Genomic DNA, 18,846 nt, shown 5'->3' with positions numbered 1-18,846 from the left:
CGTCGGCCGCCCCCTCGGCGGCATAGGAAGCTCCACACCCCCCGCGGGGGCGATGAGGGGGTGTAGAGCTTCCTATGCCCCGGGCAAGGGGCGCAGTGTGCGGCGACCCTCAGCGGGTCGTGGCCGCGCTCCGGGCGCCCAGGGACGCCGCCACCAGGTCCGCGCCGCGCTCGGCGACCATGATCGTCGGGGCGTTGGTGTTGCCGCGGACCAGCGTCGGCATCACCGAGGCGTCGACGACGCGGAGCCCGGCGACGCCGCGCACCCGCAGCTCGGGGTCCACGACGGCGTCCTCGTCGGTGCCCATCCGGGCCGAGCCGACCGGGTGGTACAGCGACTCGAGGGTCTCCCGCACCCTCTGCCGCAGCGCGGCGCGGGTGGAGACGGTGCCGCCCGGTGACCACTCGTCGGCCAGCACCCGCGCCAGGGGTCCGACGGCGGCGATCTCCCGGGCCTTCTCCACCCCGGTGACGAGCGCCTCGAGGTCGCTGTCCTCGGTGAGGTAACCCGCGTCGATGGCCGGTGCCCAGGTCGGGTCGGCCGAGCGCAGGGTCACCGACCCGCGGGAGGCCACCCGGACCAGCACCGCGCAGGCGGTGAAGGCGTCCACGTCGGGGTCGACGAGGGCCTGCTGCCAGTACTTCACGGGCAGGAAGTGGTACTGCAGGTCGGGCTCGGCGAGGCCGTCCTGGGAGCGGGTGAACAGCCCGGCCTCGGCCAGGTTGGAGGTCAGCGGGCCGCGGCGGGCGGCGAACCACTGCGCGTACCCGGCGGGGGACTCGCCGCGGAACAGCGACTTCCCGCTCCGGACGTGCCAGATGGTCGGCACCAGCGGGTGGTCCTGCAGGCCCTGGCCGACCCCGGGCAGGTCGTGCCGCACCTCGACGCCGACGGCGCGCAGGTGCTCGGCGGGCCCGATGCCCGAGAGCATCAGCAGCTGCGGGGAGTTGATCGCGCCGCCGGAGAGCACCACCTCTTCGGCGTGCACCTGGTGCACGGACCCGCCGGAGCGGTACTCGACGCCGGTGGCTCGCAGGTCACCGTCGGCACCCTCCAGCACCACCCGGGTGGCCTGGGCGCCGGTGCGGACGGTGAGGTTCGGCCGGCCCAGCGCGGGGCGCAGGTAGGCGTCGGCTGTCGACCAGCGCCGGCCGCGCTTCTGGGTGAGCTGGTAGAGCCCGGCGCCCTCCTGTGCGGCGCCGTTGAAGTCGGTGTTGCGCGGGTACCCGGCGGCCACCGCGGACTCCACGACGGCGCGGCTCCACGGGTGCGGGCTGCGCGGGTCCTCCACGCGCAGCGGTCCGCCGACGCCGTGGAAGGCGTCGGCGCCGCGGGCGTTGTCCTCCATCCGGCGGAAGACCGGCAGCACCTCGTCGTAGGACCAGCGGGGGTCCCCGGTCAGCTGCGCCCACTCGTCGTAGTCCGCCGCGGCACCGCGGACGTAGATCATCGCGTTGATCGAGCTGGACCCGCCCAGCAGCTTGCCGCGCGGCCAGAACACCGACCGGCCGGCCGCAGCGGGCTGCGGCTCGGTGCTGTAGTTCCAGTCCCGCCGGGTGCGGAAGGTCTTGTAGAGCGCGGCCGGCACCTGCACCTCGAGGACGTCGTCGGACCCGCCGGCCTCCAGCAGCAGCACCTGCAGCGACGGGTCCTCGCTCAGCCGCCCGGCCAGCGCGCAGCCGGCCGAGCCGGCACCCACGACGACGACGTCGAACCGGTCCTCGCTCACCGGTGGCGTCCGTGCACCAGGCCCATGACCCGGGCCAGGGCGTCGGCGGCCGACGCGGGCCGGCCGAAGCTCATCAGCGCCACCGGCAACGGGAAGCGCTGTCGGGTGATCGCCTTGGCCCGGGTGAACTCGCGCAGCCCGTCCTCCCCGTGGATCCGGCCGAAGCCGCTCTCGCCGACGCCGCCGAAGGGCAGCGCGGGCACCGAGGCGAACGTGATCACCGAGTTGACCGACGTCATGCCGCTGCGCATCCGCCGGGCCAGGTCCATCCCGCGCTCCGCGGAGCCGCTGAACACCGAGCCGCCCAGGCCCAGCGAGGTGCCGTTGGCCAGCCGCAGCGCCTCCTCGGCGTCGGCGACCCGGGTGATCGTGATCGTCGGGCCGAAGGTCTCCTCCTGCACCGCGGACGAGGACTCCGGCACGTCCAGCAGCACGGTGGGGGAGACGTAGCCGCCGTCGACGGTGCCGCCGACGACCGCCCGCCCACCGGTGGCCGCGGCCTCGTCCAGGTGGCGCTGTACGACGTCGGTCTGCGCGGGCATCGTCATCGGGCCGTAGGAGGCGCCGTCGTCGGCGCCGGGGCGCAGGCCCTGCACCTGGGTCGTCACGGCGGCGACGAAGGAGTCGTAGACCGCCGACGTCGCGTAGACCCGCTCGATGCCGATGCAGGTCTGCCCGGCGTTGCTCATCGCGCCCCACACGGCCGCGTCGGCCGCAGCGGTCACGTCGGCGTCGTCGTCGACGATCATGGCGTCCTTGCCGCCGCACTCCATGAGCACCGGGGTGAGCGTCTCGGCGCAGGTGGCCATCACCTTCCGGCCGGTCGCCGCGGACCCGGTGAAGGCGATCTTGCCGACCCGGGCGCGGCACAGCGCGGTGCCGGTGGCGCCGAGCCCGGTGACCACCTGGAAGGCGTCCGCGGCATCCGGGACGGCGGCCGACCAGGCCTGCGCGAGCCACGCGCCGATGGCGGGGGTGAACTCGCTGGGCTTGAAGACCACGGCGTTGCCGGCGGCCAGCGCGTAGGCGATCGAGCCCATCGGGGTGAAGACCGGGTAGTTCCACGGCCCGATGACCCCGACGACGCCCAGCGGCTGGTACTCCAACGTCGCCTGGTGGTTGGCCGCGAGCAGGCCGGGGGCGACCGACCGGGGACCCAGGGTCTTCCTCGCGTGCGCCGCGGCCCAGGCCAGGTGGTCGACGGCGAGGGTGATCTCCAGGATCGCGTCGGCGTGCGGCTTGCCGTTCTCCCGGTGCACCAGGTCGGCGAGCTCGTGCATCCGGCGCGCGAGGTAGCCGCGGTAGGCGGCCAGCCGCTGCTTGCGCCCGGCGAAGCCGAGGGCGGCCCACCGCTCGGCAGCCACCCGGGCCCGCGCGACGACGGCGTCGACGTCCTCGGCGGTGTGCACCGGGAACTGCCCGATGCGGGCGCCGGTGGCGGGGGAGGTGGACTCGAAGGTGTCGGTGGCGGCGCTGCCGACCGGCGACTCGACCAGGGTCATGCCGCGGGAGACTACGCCGGTTGTTACCGGCGGGTAACCCGATCTGTCGTCGCAGGCTGCGGTGTCGCAGCTGGGTCAGGCGCCCTTGCGGGCCGCCCGCGCCGCCTTGCGCTCCATCGCCGCCCGGTACCGGGCCCGCTCCTTCTCCCGCTTGCCCGAGTTGGCCTGCCGGGCCTCGGCCCGGCGGCGGGCGCGCACCAGTTCCCGCTCCTCGTAGGAGGAGGCGTCCCCCCAGGTGCTGGCGACGTGGCCGATGGTCACCAGGATGCCGCCGAAGACCAGCACCGCGGCGCCCAGGATCGGGTCCAGCAGGAAGGCCCCGACGGTGAGGACGACCCAGGTGACGGCGCCGGTCAGCACGCGCTTGCTCATGCCCTCGAGTATCCGCGCTCCCCGGCGGGCACGTCGGCGGGGACTGCGTGACGATCAGGACATGACCAGCCCGACCGACGGCCCCCCGTTCCGCGCCGACCACGTCGGCAGCCTGCTGCGCCCGGCCTCGCTGCTCACCGCGCGGGCCCGGTTCGCCGACGGTGAGCTGGACGCCGACGGCCTGCGCGCCGCCGAGGACGAGGCCGTCGACGAGGTGGTGCGCATGCAGGCCGACGTCGGCCTGCAGACCGCCACGGACGGGGAGTTCCGCCGCGCGTCGTGGCACATGGACTTCATCTACCGGATCAGTGGGATCACGAAGGTCACCGAGAACATCACGGTGCACTTCCAGAACGCCGACGGGTCCCTGGACTACACGCCGGCCGGGCTGCGGGTCGAGGGTCCGCTGTCGATCGACGAGCCGGTCTTCGCCGACGACTTCGCCCACCTGCAGGGCGCGGTGCAGCCCGCCCAGACGGCGAAGCTGACGATCCCCTCGCCCTCGATGGTCCACTACCGGGGCGGTGCCGCGGCGATCGACCCGGCCGTCTACCCCGACGAGGACGCCTTCTGGGACGCGCTGTCGGGTGCCTACCGCCAGCAGGTCGCCGGCATCGCCGCGCAGGGCTGCCGGTACCTGCAGCTCGACGACACCTCGCTGGCCTACCTCAACGACCCGGCGCAGCGGGCCGAGCTGGCCGGTCAGGGCCGGGACGCCGAGCACCAGCACGAGCGCTACATCGCCCAGATCAACGCCGCGCTGCGGGACCGGCCCGAGGGGCTGACGGTCACCACCCACATGTGCCGGGGCAACTTCCGGTCCAGCTGGGTCGCCGAGGGCGGCTACGACTTCGTCGCCGAGGCGCTGTTCGGCGGGCTGGAGGTCGACGGCTTCTTCCTGGAGTTCGACGACGCCCGCTCCGGCGGGTTCGAGCCGCTGCGCTTCGTCCCCCCGGGCAAGCGGGTGGTGCTGGGCCTGGTGACCACCAAGCGCCCGGAGCTGGAGCGCAAGGACGACCTCAAGCGGCGCATCGACGAGGCCGCCCGGTACGTCCCGATCGAGCAGCTGGCGCTGTCCCCGCAGTGCGGGTTCTCCTCCACGGTGGAGGGCAACGCGCTGACCCACGACGACCAGCGGGCCAAGCTGGAGCTGGTGGTGGAGACCGCGGCGGAGGTCTGGGGCTGATCTGCCGTCGCCGGGGGTGACGGTGCGCGCACTGCTGGACACCGGGTCGTGAGGGGCCCTACGGTCCTGTCCAACGGTTGAGTCGCCAGCCGTCGTCGGGTAGTCCCCGCGGACCGGGTCGGACGACCCGGGGCTCCGCGTGAGTGGAAGCAGTGACCTCATGACGGCTGTACCTGGCCCCCGGACCGTCCCCGGACCCGTCGTCGGTGCGACGACCGCCATGCGTGTCGACGTCGAGGGTGCCGGCGAGGACCTGGTGGTCGTCGTCTCCGGCGAGGTCGACTCGATGACCGCGCCGGGGCTGCGCGAGAGCCTGGCCGAGGTGCTCGCCCGGCCGGGTGCCGTCCGGGTCGTGGTCGACCTGGCGGCGGTGACGTTCCTGGACTCCGCGGGCCTGTGCGCGCTGGCCGCCGCGCACCGCGACGTCCGGTCGACCGGACGGACCCTGCTGCTGCGCGCGGGGGACAATCGGGCGGTGCTGCGCCCGCTGCAGATCACCGGTCTGTGGGACGTGCTGGGCCACACCGCGGACTGACCGACAGGATGCGGGGGTGACCACCCCGCTGCCCCCGCACCTGCACGCCCTCGCCGACCGGCTCGGCCCGCTGCTGGTCCCCTCGGCACGCGAGGTCGGCCTGGACGCCGCGCGCGCCCGGTTCGCCGAGGTGCTCGCCCTCGGCACGGCCGGCGCCCCCGCGGTGACGACGACGGCGCTGGACCTCGGGGACGGGCCGGCCGCCACGCTGACCCGACCGGCGCAGCGGGACGGCGCGACGGTCGTGTTCTGCCACGGCGGCGGCTGGACGGTGGGCACGGTCGCCGAGTACGCCGGGCTGGTCGCCCGGCTCGCGGTGGGGCTGTCCGCCGACGTGGTGGCCGTGGAGTTCCGGCGGGCCCCGGAGCACCCGTTCCCGGCCGCCGTCGACGACGTCGTGGCTGCTGTCCGGTGGGCCTTGGCGCACGCCGGTGAGCTGGGCGGGGACGCCGGACGGGTCGTGGTGGCCGGTGACAGCGGCGGGGGCAACCTGGCCGCCGTCGCCTGCCAGCTGCTCCGGGACGCCGGGGGACCGCAGCCGGCCGCGCAGCTGCTGCTCTACCCCTCGGTGGGGGCCGGCGCCGACTGGCCCTCGGTCGCCGAGTGGGGCTCCTCGCCGTTCCTGGCACTGGCCGACATGGGCTTCTACAGCCGTTCCTACGTGCCGCGCGGCACCGCGCTCACCGACCCGCGGATCAGCCCGCTGGAGGGCGACCTGGCCGGGCTGCCCCCGGCGCTGGTGGTGACCGCCGCCGTCGACGCGCTGCGCGACTCCGGGCGCGCCTACGCCGAGGGGCTCGCGGCCGCGGGGGGCGCGGTCACCGCACTGGAGCTGCCCGGCGTCCCGCACGGGTTCGCGCACCTGACGGCGCTGGACCCGGCCTGCGCCGCCGCCCTGGAGACGGCGCTGGCGGCCGCACGCGAGCTGCCCGGGGTCCGCTGAGCGACTGCACGTGCTCCACCCGAGACGGCCCCGTGCCGTCACTCCGTCGTGGATAACGGGCGCATAACGAAACACCCCTCCGGATGCCGAACGGCGCGTCGGGTCTTCCGCTCTGTCACAGGTGGCACTTAGTGTCCTGCCTCACGCCGGCCCCGTGAGTCACCTCACAGCGTCGGTGCGTGCACCTCCATCGACGAAGGGCGGCACGTGCTCGCAGTCAGCAACCTCGAGGTCGTCTACGACGACGTCGTGCTGGTGCTCCGGGGGGTGAGCCTCGAGGTCCCGGAGGGACAGGTCGTGGGCCTCCTGGGCGCCAACGGCGCCGGTAAGACGACCCTGCTCCGGGCCCTGTCCGGCCTCCTGGACATCCACCACGGCTCCGTCACCCGCGGGCAGGTGACCCTGGACGGCGAGCGGATCGACCACCTCGACCCCCAGCAGGTCGTCGCCCGCGGGGTCAGCCAGGTGCTCGAGGGCCGCCGGGTCTTCGGGGAGTTCTCCGTCGAGGAGAACCTCCGGGTCGGCGCCCACACCAAGCCCAAGGACCGCGCGGCCAACCTGGAGCGCGTCTACACGCTCTTCCCCCGACTGCTCGAGCGCCGCACCCAGGCTGCCGGCTACCTCTCCGGCGGTGAGCAGCAGATGCTCGCCATGGGCCGCGCGCTGATGAGCAACCCGCGCTACCTGCTGCTGGACGAGCCCAGCCTGGGCCTCGCGCCGCAGCTGGTGGCCAACATCCGCGACTTGATCACCACGATCAACGAGCAGGGCACCACGGTGCTGCTGGTCGAGCAGAACGCCTCGATGGCGCTGTCGATCTCCGAGCACGGCTACGTGCTGGAGAACGGCCGCGTGGTGATGGACAAGCCGGCCGCCGAGCTGCTCGACGACGACGACATCAAGGAGTTCTACCTCGGCCTGGGTGCCGAGGGCGCAGAACGCAGCTTCCGCGACGTGAAGCACTACCGGCGCCGGAAGCGGTGGCTCTCATGACGCACGCGACCACCGAGAACGTGCTGGAGGTCTCCGACGTCACCCTGCGGTTCAAGGGCGTCACGGCGATCAACGGGGTCTCCTTCACCGTCGGCCAGCAGGAGCTCTTCGCCGTCATCGGTCCCAACGGCGCCGGCAAGACCTCGATCTTCAACGTGCTCTCGGGCGTCTACCGCCCGCAGGAGGGCAGCGTGCGCTTCCGCGGCGAGGACGTGCTGGGGCAGCGCCCGCACGTGCTGGCCGGCAAGGGCCTGGCGCGCACGTTCCAGAACATCGAGCTCTTCGAGAACCTGACCGTCGTCGACAACCTCATGCTCGGCCGGGCCCACCAGGTCTCCTACGGCGTCTTCAGCGCCGCGGCCTGGTTCGGCAAGGCCCGCCGCAGCGAGCTGCGCGACCGGGCCGCCGTCGAGGACATCGTCGACTTCCTGGAGCTCGCGCCCTACCGGCGGATGCCCGTGGGCCTGCTGCCCTACGGCGTGCAGAAGCGGGTGGAGCTGGGCCGCGCGCTGGCCATGGAGCCCACCCTGCTGCTGCTCGACGAGCCGGTGGCCGGGATGAACCTGGAGGAGACCGAGGACATGGCCCGGTTCATCCTCGACATCCGCGACGAGCTGGCCATCTCGATGGTCATGGTCGAGCACGACATGGGCCTGGTCATGGACCTGGCCGACCGGATCATGGTCGTCGACTTCGGCGTCCCGATCACCACCGGCGTCCCCGCCGAGGTCCAGCGCAACCCCGACGTGGTCAAGGCCTACCTGGGCGAGGACCACGACACCGGCGGCCGGCGCAAGAAGAACGCCGCCGAGCCCGTCCCGACCGGAGGCGACCAGTGACGGCCACCCTCGACACCACGACGCAGGGCACCACCTCCATCGTCACCCGGGTCCGCGACCGGGCCCGGCAGACGCCGACCGGCGTGGCCATGCGCAGCAAGCAGCTGGGCCTGTGGCGGGAGACCTCCTGGGCGCAGTACTGGGACGACGTGCAGGACGTCGCCCACGCGCTGATGGCCCTGGGCGTCGACCGCGGGGACCGGGTGGCCATCCAGTCGGAGAACCGCCGGGAGTGGCTGGCCGCCGACCTCGGCACCGTCGCCGCCGGTGCGGTGACCGTCGGGCTCTACCCGACCAACCCCGCGGCCGAGGTCGTGCACGTGCTCGCCGACTCCGGCGCGGTCGTGCTGGTCGCCGAGGACCAGGAGCAGCTGGACAAGGCCCTGGAGGTCGCCGACCGCACCCCGGCTCTGCGCCACCTGGTCTACCTGGAGCACCGCGGCATCCGCGGCCGCTACACCGACCCGCGGCTGCTGCACTGGGACGACTTCCTGGCCCTGGGCCGGGAGCACCGCGCCGCCCACCCCGACGCCGTCGACCGCTCGCTGGCCGCCACCGCGCCCGGGGACCTGATGACCCTGATCTACACCTCGGGGACGACGGGGCTGCCCAAGGGAGCGATGCTCTCGGTGGCCAACGCCGAGGCCACCATCGCCTCCTTCACCGGGGACGGCGGCCTGCTCGACCCGCCGGCCGGCCCCAAGGACCTCACGCTGTCCTACCTGCCGCTGTGCCACGTGGCGGAGCGGATCTTCACCACCTGGAACAACGCCGCCACCGGCATCCAGGTGAACTTCGCCGAGTCCATCGACACCGTCCCGGAGAACCTGCGGGAGATCCAGCCGACCTTCTTCTTCGCCGTCCCGCGGATCTGGGAGAAGCTGCTGGCCACCGTGCAGGTGCGGCAGGCCTCGGCCAGCCCGCTCAAGCGCAACGTCGGCAACGCCGGCCTCGCGCTGGCCCGACGGGTGGGGGAGACCCTGGTCCGCACCGGCGGCACGCACACCCTGGGCAGCCGGGTGCAGCACGCGCTGGCCTGGGTGCTCGTCGTCCGGGCGCTGCGCGACCGCCTCGGCCTGCGCCGGGTGCGCTGGGCCGGCTGCGGTGCCGCCCCCGTCGCCACCGACGTCCTGCAGTTCTTCATGGGCCTGGGCGTCCCGGTGCACGAGGTGTACGGGATGACGGAGAACACCGCGTCGGCGACTGCCAACCGGCCCGGCCGGATCCGGCTGGGCACCGTGGGGGAGCCGCACGACTCGGTCGAGCTGCGGATCGCCGAGGGCACCGGTGAGGTGCTGACCCGCGGGCCGGCCACCTTCCTGGGCTACTGGCAGCGCCCCGACGCCACCGCCGAGGCCGTCGACGCCGAGGGCTGGCTGCACACCGGGGACGTCGGCGTCCTGGAGGACGGTCGGCTGCGGATCACCGACCGGATGAAGGACATCCTGATCACCGCCGGTGGCAAGAACATCGCCCCCTCGGAGATCGAGAACGCGGTCAAGGTGAGCCCGTTGATCAAGGAGGCCGTCGTCATCGGCGACCGGCGTCCCTACCTGGTGGCGTTGATCGGCATCGAGCCCGACACCGTCTCCGACTGGGCCCAGCGGCACAAGATCTCCTTCACCACCTACCGCGACCTGACCGAGAAGCCCGAGGTCGTCGCGCTGGTCCAGGAGCAGGTGGACAAGGTCAACGCGACCCTGGCCAGCGTCGAGCAGATCAAGGCGTTCCGGCTGCTGCCCAAGCTCCTCGACCACGAGGACGGCGAGCTCACCGCCACCCAGAAGGTCCGTCGTTCCGCACTCGCCGAGCGCTTCGGTCCCCTCGTCGAGGGGATGTACGTCGGTGCTGCAGCCACGAGAGGTGCCGCCCGATGAGGGACGTCCTGCTGACCACCATCCGCGGGCTGGGCTTCGGCTCGGTCTACGCGATGCTCGCGGTCAGCTTCGTGATCATCTACAAGTCCTCCAAGGTGATCAGCTTCGCCCAGCCGGCGCTCATGCTGGCCGGTGCGGTGCTCGTCTCCTACCTGGCCGGACCGGTCGGCTTCTACCTCGCCGTGCCGCTGGCCGCGCTGGGCATCGCCGCCCTGGGACTGGGCCTGGAGCGCACCACCATCCGGCCGATGATCGGCCGGCCGGTGTTCGTCGTCGCGATCATCACCCTGGGCCTGGACATCGCGATCCGGGTCGTGGTGAACGTCTTCATCGGCACCGACGTCCGCAACGTCGGTGACCCGTGGGGGCTGGACACGGTGAGCGTGGCCGGGCTCCCGATCCAGGAGCGCTACATCGCGATGGTCGTCGTGCTGGTCGTGGTCGTCGGCGCGCTGTTCGCCTTCTTCCGCTACAGCCGCTACGGCCTGGCCATGCGTGCCGCCTCGCTGGACCAGGAGACGGCGCTGGTGCAGGGGGTCTCGGTCGGTGCCATGACCGCCCTGTCCTGGGCGATGGCCGGCGGTCTCGCCGCGGTCGCCGGGGCCTTCGTCGGTGCCGGTGGTGGCGTGGACCAGTCCACCTGGGTCATCGCGCTCAAGGCGCTGCCGGCGATCATCATCGGCGGCCTGGACTCCATCGAGGGCGCCGTCGTGGGCGGTCTGCTGGTCGGCGTCGTGGAGTCCTTCTTCGCCACCTACCAGGGCGAGTACCTGCCCTGGCTGGGCCAGAACTTCTCCCTCGTCTCGCCCTACGTGCTGCTGCTGGTCGTGCTGCTGGTGAAGCCCTACGGCCTCTTCGGCACCCGAGAAGTGGAACGCGTGTGACCGCCCACCTGACCCTGACGCTCCCCGGGGGGACCGCGTGACCACCACCGACGACCGGCCGACGACGACGTCGCCGTCGCGCTCCGCCGCACCGGGTGCCAAGGGCCGCCGGCCCTGGGGCCGCCCGGCGCTCTACACCGGCTACGGCCAGGACATGGCGCTGCTCAACACCGGTGCCAAGAAGGCCGCCCTCGGCGTGCTGATGGTGCTGGCGCTGCTGCTGCCCTTCGTCCTGGAGGACGACCTGCTGCGGCTGCTGGCCACCGGCGCCGTGCTGGCCATCGGCGCGATCGGGCTGAACCTGGTCACCGGGTACGCCGGGCAGGTCAGCCTGGGCCACGCCTTCTTCCTGGGCATCGGGGCCTACACCGCGGCCGTGGTCAGCGGCGAGACCGGCGACGAGGACCTCTACGGGTTCGGCATCACGTTCCTGCCGGTGTGGCTGCTGGCCGGTGGCGCCATGGCAGCACTGGTCGGGCTGGTCGTCTCCCCGCTGGCCTCCCGGCTGCGCGGGCTGTACCTCGCCATCGTCACCCTGGGCCTGGTCTTCCTCGGCGAGCACGTCTTCCGCGAGTGGGACGCCGTCACCGGCGGCGTCGGCGTGGGCCGCCCGGCCGCGGACCCGGTGCTGTTCGGGGTGGACCTGTCCCGCAGCACGGCGTCCTTCTCCGCCGACCAGCAGCTGTACCTGCTGATGACCGGGCTGCTGGTGCTCTTCGCGCTGCTGGGGCGCAACATCGCCCGCTCGGCCATCGGCCGCAGCTTCGCCGCCGTCCGCGACCGGGACATCGCCGCGGAGGTCACCGGCGTCGACGTCCGCAAGGCCAAGCGGCTGGCGTTCGTCATCTCCGGCTTCTACGCCGGTTGCGCCGGGGCGCTGCTGTACTCGATCTCGGGCTACCTGGACCCCAGCTCGTTCGGGCTGCTGGTCAGCGTGCAGTTCGTCGCGATGGTGCTCATCGGCGGGGTCGCCACGATCTCCGGCTCGATCATGGGCGCCTACTTCATCGCGATCCTGCCGCGGCTGACCCGCGAGCTGCCGGAGTACCTGCCCTTCCTCTCCTCCTCGGCCACCGAGTTCCCCAACGTCTTCCAGGTGGAGACGCTGCTCTACGGGTTGCTCATCGTGGCCTTCCTGATCTTCGAACCCCGCGGCCTGTTCGGCGTGTGGGTCCGAGCCCGGAACTACTGGAAGTCCTGGCCCTTCTCCTACTAGAAGGACCCCCTCGCCCCCCGCGACGTGCTCCGCACGCCGCGGGACCCTGCGACGGGGCCGCCCCTGAACTCCCTCTCGGCGACGACGCCGGGAGGGTCACCCGACCGGCACCGACGCCGGCACGAAGGGAGCACGACAGATGAGCAGCACCACGACACGCCGGCGGGTGGCGGCGGCCTCCCTGGCCGGTCTCGCCGTCTTCGCCGCGGGCTGCCGCGGCGGCAGCGAGGACCCGGGTGACGGCGGCGGCGAGGGCGGCATCGCCACCGACGTCGGCGTCACCAGCGAGGCCTGCCCCGAGGCGGTGAACCCGGACAACGGGTGCATCTACCTGGGCACCCTGTCCGACCTCACCGTCGGCCCCTTCGCCGCGGCCGGCCCGACGATCGTCGCGGGCCAGGAGGCGTTCTGGGCCCGGGTCAACGAGGCCGGCGGCATCGGTGGCTACGACGTGGACGTCAGCGAGTACGTGCGGGACAACCAGTACAACCCGCAGGTCACCAACCAGGTGTACCAGGAGATCAAGCCCGACATCCTGGGCCTGGCGCAGACCCTCGGCTCGCCCCCCACCGCCTCCATCGTGGAGGACCTGGCCGCCGAGGACATCGTCGCCGCACCCGCCGGCTGGACGTCGCTGTACCTCTTCCAGGACGTCATCCTGGAGTCCGGCCCGACCTACTGCGCCGAGGCCATGAACGGCGTCGATTACGCGGCCGAGACCTACTCCGCGGAGTCGGTGATGGCCGTGCACTACGCCGGTGACTACGGCGGGGACGCCGCCGCCGGTGCCTCGGTCGCGGCCGAGGCCAACGGCCTGGAGTTCGCCAACGTCGAGACGACCGCCGGCACCGACAACCAGTCGGCCGCCGTCGCCGCCATCGTCGACCAGGCCCCCGACGTCGTCGTCGTCTCGACCGGCCCGGCCGACATGGCCACGATCGTCGGCCAGTCCGTCGCCGCCGGCTTCCAGGGCCGCTTCCTGGGCTCCTCGCCCACCTGGAACGTCGCCCTGCTGCAGAGCCCGGCCGCCCCGGCGCTGACCGCGGCCTACCAGCTGCTCGGGCCGTGGGGTCCCTGGGACACCGAGACCCCGGGCCACGAGGCCATGCGTGAGGCCGCCGGCGACACCACGCCCAACGAGTTCTTCCTGTCGGGCTGGGTCTGGTCCTACCCGATGAAGGCCGCGCTCGAGGCGGCCGCGGAGAACGGCGACCTCACCCGCGCCGGTCTGGCCGAGGCCTCGGCCGCGCTGGAGTCCGTGGACTACGAGGGCATCCTGCCCGAGGGCTCGGGCAACTACGCCAACGGCGGGGACGCCGCTGCGGTCCGCACCACCCAGCTCTCCGACGTCAGCGCGGACGCCTCCACCGGCGTCACCGTGGCCGAGGCCGACCTGGAGGGCTCGACCGCCGAGGGCTACGAGTTCACCGGCCCCTGCTACGAGGAGGTCGACCTGGGCTGACGCCCCGGTCCGCACCACCACGACGGCCGGTCTCCCCTCGGGGAGGCCGGCCGCTGTGCTGTGCGGCGGCGGCGGCGCGCCGGGGTGGTGTGGCTGCGTGCCCAGGCCGGGGGAGCGGACCGTCGGCGCGCGCAGGCGCGCACTCCCGCCGCGGGTGCGCGCCCGGGCGGGTGACGGGAGGTCGAGGGCCGTGTCGGCGCGCGCAGGTGGCACGGGTGCGCGCTGCTGCCGCCGGGGACGGGCGGGGGTAGCAGCGGACCGCCTGCGCCGCAGCCTCAGCTGCTGGGGTCGCGGTCGGGGTAGCGGGCGCGGGCCAGGGCGTAGACGCCGAACGCGGCGAAGCCCAGGGCGACCGCGGTCAGCAGCCACTGCCCGGTGGGGACGGCGCCGATGGCGTTGACCGCCCCGTCCAGGCCGGTCGCCGTCGCCACGTCGGAGGTGACGGCGGCGAAGACCAGCAGGCCGCCGGCGACGGCGAAGGCGGCGCCCTTGGCGAGGTAGCCGACCCGGCCCAGGCCCTCGATGGTCGGCTCGTACCGGTCCGGGGCGGCGTGCAGGTCGACGTCCTTCATGAAGCCGCCGGTGACCCCGCGGACCACCAGGTAGCCGCCGACACCGATGACGACGAGGCCAGCGGCGCCGACCAGCCAGTTGCCCAGCGGGACGCCGAGGACGTCGTCGGTGAGCTCCTGGGTGTTCTCCGCGGCGTCGTACTCGGCGCCGACGGCGAACACCAGCGCGAGCAGCCCGAACGCCCCGTAGACGGTGGCCTTGGCCAGGCACTTGATGCAGACGAACGCAGCGCGGAGGCGGTGGTCGGGGTCCAGCAGCCCGGTCCACCAGCGGAGCACCTCACCGGCCTGCCAGACGGCCAGGCTCAGCAGCCCCAGGCCCAGCACCCACAGCAGCAGCAGCCCGCCCGGGCTGGAGCCCAGGGTGCTCAGGGCGCCGGCCTGGTCGGCGTCGGCCGCGTCGGGGTCGATCCGCCAGGCGACGGTGAACGCCAGCCAGGCGATGGTGAAGTGCATGACCGCGTAGGCGACCAGCCCGACGCGGGCCAGCCGCTCCAGCCAGGGGTGGTCGGTGACCTCGCGGGCGTGCGCGACGGCGGTGCGCACCCGGTCCAGGACCCGGGGGAGCACCCCGGGGTGGAGCCGGGGGCTCACGTGCGCTGGGGCCAGCGGGCGCGGGCGAAGCAGAAGACGCCGAACGCGGCGATGCCCAGCGCGACCAGGGTGAGCAGCCACGTGCCGAAGGGGGCGTCGAGGATGGTGCGCATGGCGCCGTCCAGCCCGGTGGACTCCGAGGCGTCGAACGTGATCGCGGCGTAGGCCAGCAGGCCACCGACGACGACGAAGGCGATGCCCTTGGCGACGTACCCGACCTGGCCCAGCCGCCGGACGACCCGGACCTGCGAGCCGGAGGCCTCGGAGGTGTCGATCTCCTTCATGAAGGAGGCCTGCACGCCCTTGACCACCTGGTAGACGCCGACGCCGATGACGACCAGGGCGGCGATGCCCACCAGGTAGCGGCCGCCGGGCAGGGCGAAGACCCCGGACGTCGTCTGCTGCTGCTGGTCGGAGCTGGAGGAGCCGCTGCCGGTGGCGAACCGGAGCGCGGTGAAGGCCAGGAAGCCGTAGACGACGACCTTGGCGACGCACTTGACGATGCCGGTGACGGCCTTCTTCTTCGCGTCACCGCCGCCGCCGAGCCGGCCGACGAAGGCCAGCACCGACCCGGCCTGCCACAGCGCGAGGGCGATGAGGCCCAGCCCGAGGACCCACAGCAGCGGCGTGCCGTAGGGCTCCTGGGCGAGGGTCTGCATGGCGCCGGACTGCGAGGCCTCGCCACCGCCGCCGCCCCAGGCCAGCTGGAGGGCGAGCCAGGCGATGAGCAGGTGGACGACGCCGTAGGCGATCAGGCCGACCCGCGCCAGGCGCTCCAGGGTGTTCGACGACGCGGCGCGCTGGGCCGACTGCTGGGCACTCATCTGTGGTCCTCCTCGAACGGCCCCGTGCCGTGGGCGAGCGTGGCACAGCGGGCACCCAGCCGCCCGGCGACGGGCGGGCCGGGGTGGGACAGTGGACACGTCGCCCGGTCGGGTGGCACCGCCCCCCAGTCCCGAGGACCCCGTGCGATCCACGCGCTTCGTGTTCACCTGTCACCGCGATGGCGAGGGGCGGGTCACCGACCTGTGCGGTGGAGCCCACCAGGACTGGTCGCCGCGCCCGGTCGCCGGGGTCATCGACGACATCGGTGCCGGGCTGTCCTACGCGGTGCCGTGGTCCCAGGGCCCCATCGCGGTCACCGTGCGCGGGGACGAGGCGACCGGTCGGTGGTTGCACAGCAGCGGCCGCCGGGACGACGCCAACGAGCTCGACGCGCTCGCTGCCTGCACCCGGCACGCGGCGACCGAACGCACCCCGCAGTCCACCGTCGACGTCCGTTCACCGGCCGACCGCCGCCTGGACGAGCAGCGCCGCCGGGGCTGAGGTCCGGGTGGGTCCGGGTGGCCCTCAGGCCCCCAGGACCCGGCGCAGCTCGTCCGGGGTCACCGTCACCGACGGCCCGGCCGGGTCCAGGACGAGCCCCGGCCGCCCGACGGCCAGCAGGTGCTCCAGGTACGCCCGCAGCGGCCGGACGGCGGAGGCCGACCCCGGCAGCACGGCCTCGACCTCCAGTGCGGAGCTGAACGCCAGGGCCGCGGCCCGCCCGTCGGGCAGGTGCGTGGTCACCACCGGGGCGCTGGGGGTGGGCGCGGTCACCGCCTCCAGCAGGACCGCGTCGCCGGCCAGCTGGGCCGCCAGCACCCGCAGCAGCAGGTCGCGGTCGCCCAGGACGAGGGCCTCCTTGACCGGGCCGTTCCGGTGGCTGCGCAGCACCGCGGCGAGCTCGGCCGGGTCGACCACCAGGCCGGCGCCGGCCGGGTCGACGGCGAGACCGGTGCCGGGACCGGCGGCGGCCGCCAGCTGCAAGGCCCCCACCGCGGTGACCGGGGCGACGTCGGGCCGGGCCACCCCGGTGTGCGCCACGACGGCGGACAGGTCGGTGTAGGCGAACACCACGGGCACCCCGCCGGTGGTCCGGCCGCCGCTGACCGAGGCCGGGGTGCCGTCCTCGGGGTCGCGCACGGCCTGGGTCACGTCGGTGAGCAACCGGCCCTGCAGCAGGGTGCGGACGGCGAGCACCCAGTGCTGCCGGTCGCGGTGGGCGGCGAAGGCGGCCAGGGCCTGCTGGGCCGGCACGTTGCGCACCGCGTCTGCGTCGTCGGGGGTTCGCATCGTCACCCAGTCTGCCCCGCCGGGAGCGACCTGCCATGGGGGACACTGGCCGGGTGAGTACGTCTGCCTCGAGTACGTCTGCCTCCGCGCGCGCGACCGCAGCCACCGCGCCGGTCACCCCCGAGCAGGCCGGCCGGGCCTGGCCCTGGCTCGCGGTCCAGGGCGCGTTCCTGGTGCTGCTGGCCGTCGTCGCGGTGGTGTGGGCCGACGGCGGTCCGCGGGTGCTGCTGGCCGGGCTCGGCCTGGTCGGCGTGGCCCGTGGGGCGGCCGCGCTGCGGGGCGCGCGGGCCGGTCGCGTCGACCGGCAGGGCGCGGTCGTGGGCGCCGGCGCGCTGTGGCTGGGCCTGGTCGGCCTGGGCCTCTCGCTGTTGGGTGCTGCCGTCGCCGGCTGGACGTTCGTGGTGCTCGCCGCCCTCGCGCTGGGTGCGATGGTCGCGCGCGCCGGTGCCCGCCGGGTGCGGGTCGGGGTCCTCGTCGCGGTGGTCGCGGCCGCGGTGGTCGCCGGTGCCGTGCTCGCCGGTCCGGGCTGGCTGCCCCAGGTCGCGACCGTCGCGGTGGCCGTCGCCGTCCTGGTGCTGGGTGTCGCGACCGGCGTGGCCGCGGTCAGCACCCTGCGGCTCTCCCGTCGTCCCGCCCCGGCCGCCCCCGCCGGGTGCGGCGGCTGTGCGTGCGGTGCCGGCGGCTGCGGCGGCCTGCAGCGCATCTGACCCCTCGGTACGACCCAGGGTGAGGCGGCTCAGCCCAGCGTCCAGAGCACCGTCGCCCCGTCGCAGGTCCCGAGGACGACGAACCCGTCCCCGGTCGTACTGACGGACAGCGCGTCCCCGGCGTCGGCGCACAGCTGCAGGGTGGTGGCCGGCGACCCGTCGGAGGGCACCACGGCGACCGTGGGCTGCTCCTGGTCCAGCAGCGCGACCACCGCCCGGTCGGCGTCCGCGGCCAGCGAGCCTGCGCGGGTGGCCACGTCCGCCCCGGCGACCTGCTCGTCGGTGGTGGTGCCGGCGTCCAGGTCGGGGTCGACGAGCCGCAGGCCCGACCGGGCGTCGGAGACCACGGCCAGCGGGCCGCCGCCGGCGTCGGCGGTCACCGCGAGGACCTCGGCGCGCTCGGCGCCCTCCTGGGTGTCGACCGGGACGCCGCTGGGCCGCAGGTCGGCGTCCAGGCGCAGCAGCGGCGCGGCCGTGCCGCCGCCGGCCAGCGGGTCGTCGCTGTCCAGGCTCAGCCCGACGACGAGGTCGCCGTCCCCGGTCACGGCCAGGCCGCCCAGGGCCAGTGCGGTGACGTCGGTGAAGCCGGTGTCCACCTCGGCGGAGTCCTGCAGGGCACCGGTGGTCGGGTCGACGGCGTAGACGGTGGCGCCGACGGCGTCGGTGGACTCGGCCAGCACGTAGAGCACGTCGCCGCCCGGGGACAGGGCCGCGAAGACGGGGAGCCCGCGGGGGGCGGTCTGCTCGGGGGACAGCGGGACCGGGGCGGCGGTGACGCCGTCGCCGTTGGGTGCCTCGGCAGCGGCGAGCGGCAGCACGCCGAGCACCGGGTCGGTGGGTGCGGCCTCCGCGGTGAGGGTGACCGCGACGGTGCCCCGGGCGGTGGCGACGAGGTCGGCCAGCACGGTGCCCTCCACCAGCGTGGTGGTGCCCCCGGTGCGGACGGCGGAGGTCGAGGCACTGACGACGAGCGTGGTGGGCGTGCCGTCCGGGGACACGACGACCCGCGCGGCCGTCACGCCGGTGGCGGCCGTGCCCAGGTCGGTCTCGTCGAGGACCTCGAGGTCGCCCGCGGGCGTCGTGGGGGTCGTGGGGGTCGCGGTCGTCGTCGCCGACGAGCCGGACGGGGTGCTCGCGGCGGGGCTCGAGGCGGCGAAGGAGGTGCAGGCGGTCAGCGGCAGCACGCCGGCCAGGAGCAGGAGCGGGGGTCGGCGCATGGGCCCATCCTCGCTGGCCCGGGGGCGACCCGCGGGGCGGACGGCGCCGGATCGCAACCGTGGGTTCACCGATTCGTCATGACGAGTGCCTACCGTCGTGCAC

Annotated in this window: 18 protein-coding genes; 11 read left to right on the top strand and 7 right to left on the bottom strand. The window is 74.1% G+C overall.

Translation table 11 applies throughout. The annotated features are described in order from the left end of the window. Window positions 1-109: 109 nt before the first annotated feature. The 3 genes from ASG41_RS07615 to ASG41_RS07605 form a co-directional block, all read right to left on the bottom strand. The gene (locus tag ASG41_RS07615) at window positions 110-1,729 is read right to left on the bottom strand and encodes a GMC family oxidoreductase (protein ID WP_056292213.1); all 1,620 of its coding nucleotides are present in this window, start codon (window positions 1,727-1,729) and stop codon (window positions 110-112) included. Next, window positions 1,726-3,231 (bottom strand): aldehyde dehydrogenase family protein, encoded by a 1,506-nt coding sequence (locus tag ASG41_RS07610; protein ID WP_056292210.1) that lies wholly within the window; start codon window positions 3,229-3,231, stop codon window positions 1,726-1,728. The genes ASG41_RS07615 and ASG41_RS07610 overlap by 4 nt, the downstream gene beginning before the upstream one ends. 75 nt (window positions 3,232-3,306) lie before the next feature. Next, window positions 3,307-3,603: a hypothetical protein gene (locus tag ASG41_RS07605; RefSeq protein WP_056292206.1), complete on the bottom strand. Its 297-nt coding sequence runs from the start codon at window positions 3,601-3,603 to the stop codon at window positions 3,307-3,309. A gap of 61 nt (window positions 3,604-3,664) precedes the next feature. On the opposite strand from ASG41_RS07605, the gene ASG41_RS07600 reads away from it, so the two are divergent. The 9 genes from ASG41_RS07600 to ASG41_RS07560 all read left to right on the top strand — a co-directional run bounded on the left by ASG41_RS07600 (window position 3,665) and on the right by ASG41_RS07560 (window position 13,538). After that, window positions 3,665-4,789, top strand: coding sequence for a 5-methyltetrahydropteroyltriglutamate--homocysteine S-methyltransferase (locus ASG41_RS07600; RefSeq protein ID WP_056292203.1), 1,125 nt, complete (start codon window positions 3,665-3,667; stop codon window positions 4,787-4,789). A gap of 160 nt (window positions 4,790-4,949) precedes the next feature. Further along, window positions 4,950-5,324 carry an STAS domain-containing protein gene (locus ASG41_RS07595; RefSeq protein WP_235564611.1) on the top strand — a complete coding sequence of 125 codons (375 nt, stop codon included), beginning with the start codon at window positions 4,950-4,952 and terminating at the stop codon, window positions 5,322-5,324. Window positions 5,325-5,340: 16 nt separating this feature from the next. Next, entirely contained in the window at window positions 5,341-6,267 is a 927-nt protein-coding gene (locus tag ASG41_RS07590) for an alpha/beta hydrolase (RefSeq protein WP_056292194.1), read from the top strand. A 207-nt stretch (window positions 6,268-6,474) separates the two neighbouring features. Beyond that, the gene (locus ASG41_RS07585; RefSeq protein WP_056292190.1) at window positions 6,475-7,260 is read left to right on the top strand and encodes an ABC transporter ATP-binding protein; all 786 of its coding nucleotides are present in this window, start codon (window positions 6,475-6,477) and stop codon (window positions 7,258-7,260) included. Continuing rightward, on the top strand, window positions 7,257-8,099 hold the full coding sequence (locus ASG41_RS07580) for an ABC transporter ATP-binding protein (RefSeq protein ID WP_056292189.1): 843 nt from the start codon (window positions 7,257-7,259) through the stop codon (window positions 8,097-8,099). Before ASG41_RS07585 ends, ASG41_RS07580 begins: the two co-directional genes overlap by 4 nt. After that, a complete protein-coding gene (locus tag ASG41_RS07575) occupies window positions 8,096-9,976 on the top strand; it encodes a long-chain fatty acid--CoA ligase (RefSeq protein ID WP_056292186.1) in 1,881 nt (626 codons plus the stop codon). Before ASG41_RS07580 ends, ASG41_RS07575 begins: the two co-directional genes overlap by 4 nt. Beyond that, window positions 9,973-10,860, top strand: coding sequence for a branched-chain amino acid ABC transporter permease (locus ASG41_RS07570; RefSeq protein WP_056292182.1), 888 nt, complete (start codon window positions 9,973-9,975; stop codon window positions 10,858-10,860). The genes ASG41_RS07575 and ASG41_RS07570 overlap by 4 nt, the downstream gene beginning before the upstream one ends. A gap of 37 nt (window positions 10,861-10,897) precedes the next feature. Beyond that, window positions 10,898-12,076 (top strand): branched-chain amino acid ABC transporter permease, encoded by a 1,179-nt coding sequence (locus ASG41_RS07565; protein WP_200938780.1) that lies wholly within the window; start codon window positions 10,898-10,900, stop codon window positions 12,074-12,076. A gap of 139 nt (window positions 12,077-12,215) precedes the next feature. After that, window positions 12,216-13,538 carry an ABC transporter substrate-binding protein gene (locus ASG41_RS07560; RefSeq protein WP_056292170.1) on the top strand — a complete coding sequence of 441 codons (1,323 nt, stop codon included), beginning with the start codon at window positions 12,216-12,218 and terminating at the stop codon, window positions 13,536-13,538. A 275-nt stretch (window positions 13,539-13,813) separates the two neighbouring features. Here ASG41_RS07560 and ASG41_RS07555 read toward each other — a convergent pair whose 3' ends face one another. After that, entirely contained in the window at window positions 13,814-14,704 is an 891-nt protein-coding gene (locus tag ASG41_RS07555) for a DUF1206 domain-containing protein (protein ID WP_235564608.1), read from the bottom strand. Beyond that, window positions 14,701-15,528 (bottom strand): DUF1206 domain-containing protein, encoded by an 828-nt coding sequence (locus tag ASG41_RS07550; protein WP_056292167.1) that lies wholly within the window; start codon window positions 15,526-15,528, stop codon window positions 14,701-14,703. Before ASG41_RS07550 ends, ASG41_RS07555 begins: the two co-directional genes overlap by 4 nt. Before the next feature lie 142 nt (window positions 15,529-15,670). Here ASG41_RS07550 and ASG41_RS07545 point away from each other — a divergent pair, with 142 nt between their 5' ends. Further along, window positions 15,671-16,030 carry a hypothetical protein gene (locus tag ASG41_RS07545; RefSeq protein WP_157519173.1) on the top strand — a complete coding sequence of 120 codons (360 nt, stop codon included), beginning with the start codon at window positions 15,671-15,673 and terminating at the stop codon, window positions 16,028-16,030. Window positions 16,031-16,054: 24 nt separating this feature from the next. Here the strand turns inward: ASG41_RS07545 and ASG41_RS25205 are convergent, their stop codons facing one another. Continuing rightward, complete coding sequence (locus tag ASG41_RS25205) at window positions 16,055-16,819, bottom strand: SseB family protein (protein WP_157519171.1); 765 nt, start codon at window positions 16,817-16,819, stop codon at window positions 16,055-16,057. 53 nt (window positions 16,820-16,872) lie between these two features. On the opposite strand from ASG41_RS25205, the gene ASG41_RS07535 reads away from it, so the two are divergent. Then, window positions 16,873-17,526, top strand: a complete 654-nt coding sequence (locus tag ASG41_RS07535; protein ID WP_056292159.1) for a hypothetical protein — start codon at window positions 16,873-16,875, stop codon at window positions 17,524-17,526. Between the two features lie 29 nt (window positions 17,527-17,555). On the opposite strand, the gene ASG41_RS07530 is transcribed toward ASG41_RS07535, so the two are convergent. Next, a complete protein-coding gene (locus ASG41_RS07530) occupies window positions 17,556-18,743 on the bottom strand; it encodes a hypothetical protein (RefSeq protein ID WP_056292157.1) in 1,188 nt (395 codons plus the stop codon). Window positions 18,744-18,846 lie beyond the last annotated feature (103 nt).

The sequence above is a fragment of the Modestobacter sp. Leaf380 genome (assembly GCF_001424485.1).
Classification (GTDB): domain Bacteria; phylum Actinomycetota; class Actinomycetes; order Mycobacteriales; family Geodermatophilaceae; genus Klenkia.
Note: the sequence above shows the minus strand (reverse complement) of the source record. Positions and strands in the feature narration are given on the sequence as shown.

Bases quoted from the DNA above. Each gene is read 5' to 3' on its own strand.
- ASG41_RS07560 (WP_056292170.1), top strand. From the start codon at position 12,216: ATGAGCAGCACCACGACACGCCGGCGGGTGGCGGCGGCCTCCCTGGCC.
- ASG41_RS07600 (WP_056292203.1), top strand. From the start codon at position 3,665: ATGACCAGCCCGACCGACGGCCCCCCGTTCCGCGCCGACCACGTCGGC.
- ASG41_RS07610 (WP_056292210.1), bottom strand. From the start codon at position 3,231: ATGACCCTGGTCGAGTCGCCGGTCGGCAGCGCCGCCACCGACACCTTC.
- ASG41_RS07530 (WP_056292157.1), bottom strand. From the start codon at position 18,743: ATGCGCCGACCCCCGCTCCTGCTCCTGGCCGGCGTGCTGCCGCTGACC.
- ASG41_RS07550 (WP_056292167.1), bottom strand. From the start codon at position 15,528: ATGAGTGCCCAGCAGTCGGCCCAGCGCGCCGCGTCGTCGAACACCCTG.
- ASG41_RS25205 (WP_157519171.1), bottom strand. From the start codon at position 16,819: ATGCGAACCCCCGACGACGCAGACGCGGTGCGCAACGTGCCGGCCCAG.
- ASG41_RS07595 (WP_235564611.1), top strand. From the start codon at position 4,950: ATGACGGCTGTACCTGGCCCCCGGACCGTCCCCGGACCCGTCGTCGGT.
- ASG41_RS07570 (WP_056292182.1), top strand. From the start codon at position 9,973: ATGAGGGACGTCCTGCTGACCACCATCCGCGGGCTGGGCTTCGGCTCG.
- ASG41_RS07605 (WP_056292206.1), bottom strand. From the start codon at position 3,603: ATGAGCAAGCGCGTGCTGACCGGCGCCGTCACCTGGGTCGTCCTCACC.
- ASG41_RS07580 (WP_056292189.1), top strand. From the start codon at position 7,257: ATGACGCACGCGACCACCGAGAACGTGCTGGAGGTCTCCGACGTCACC.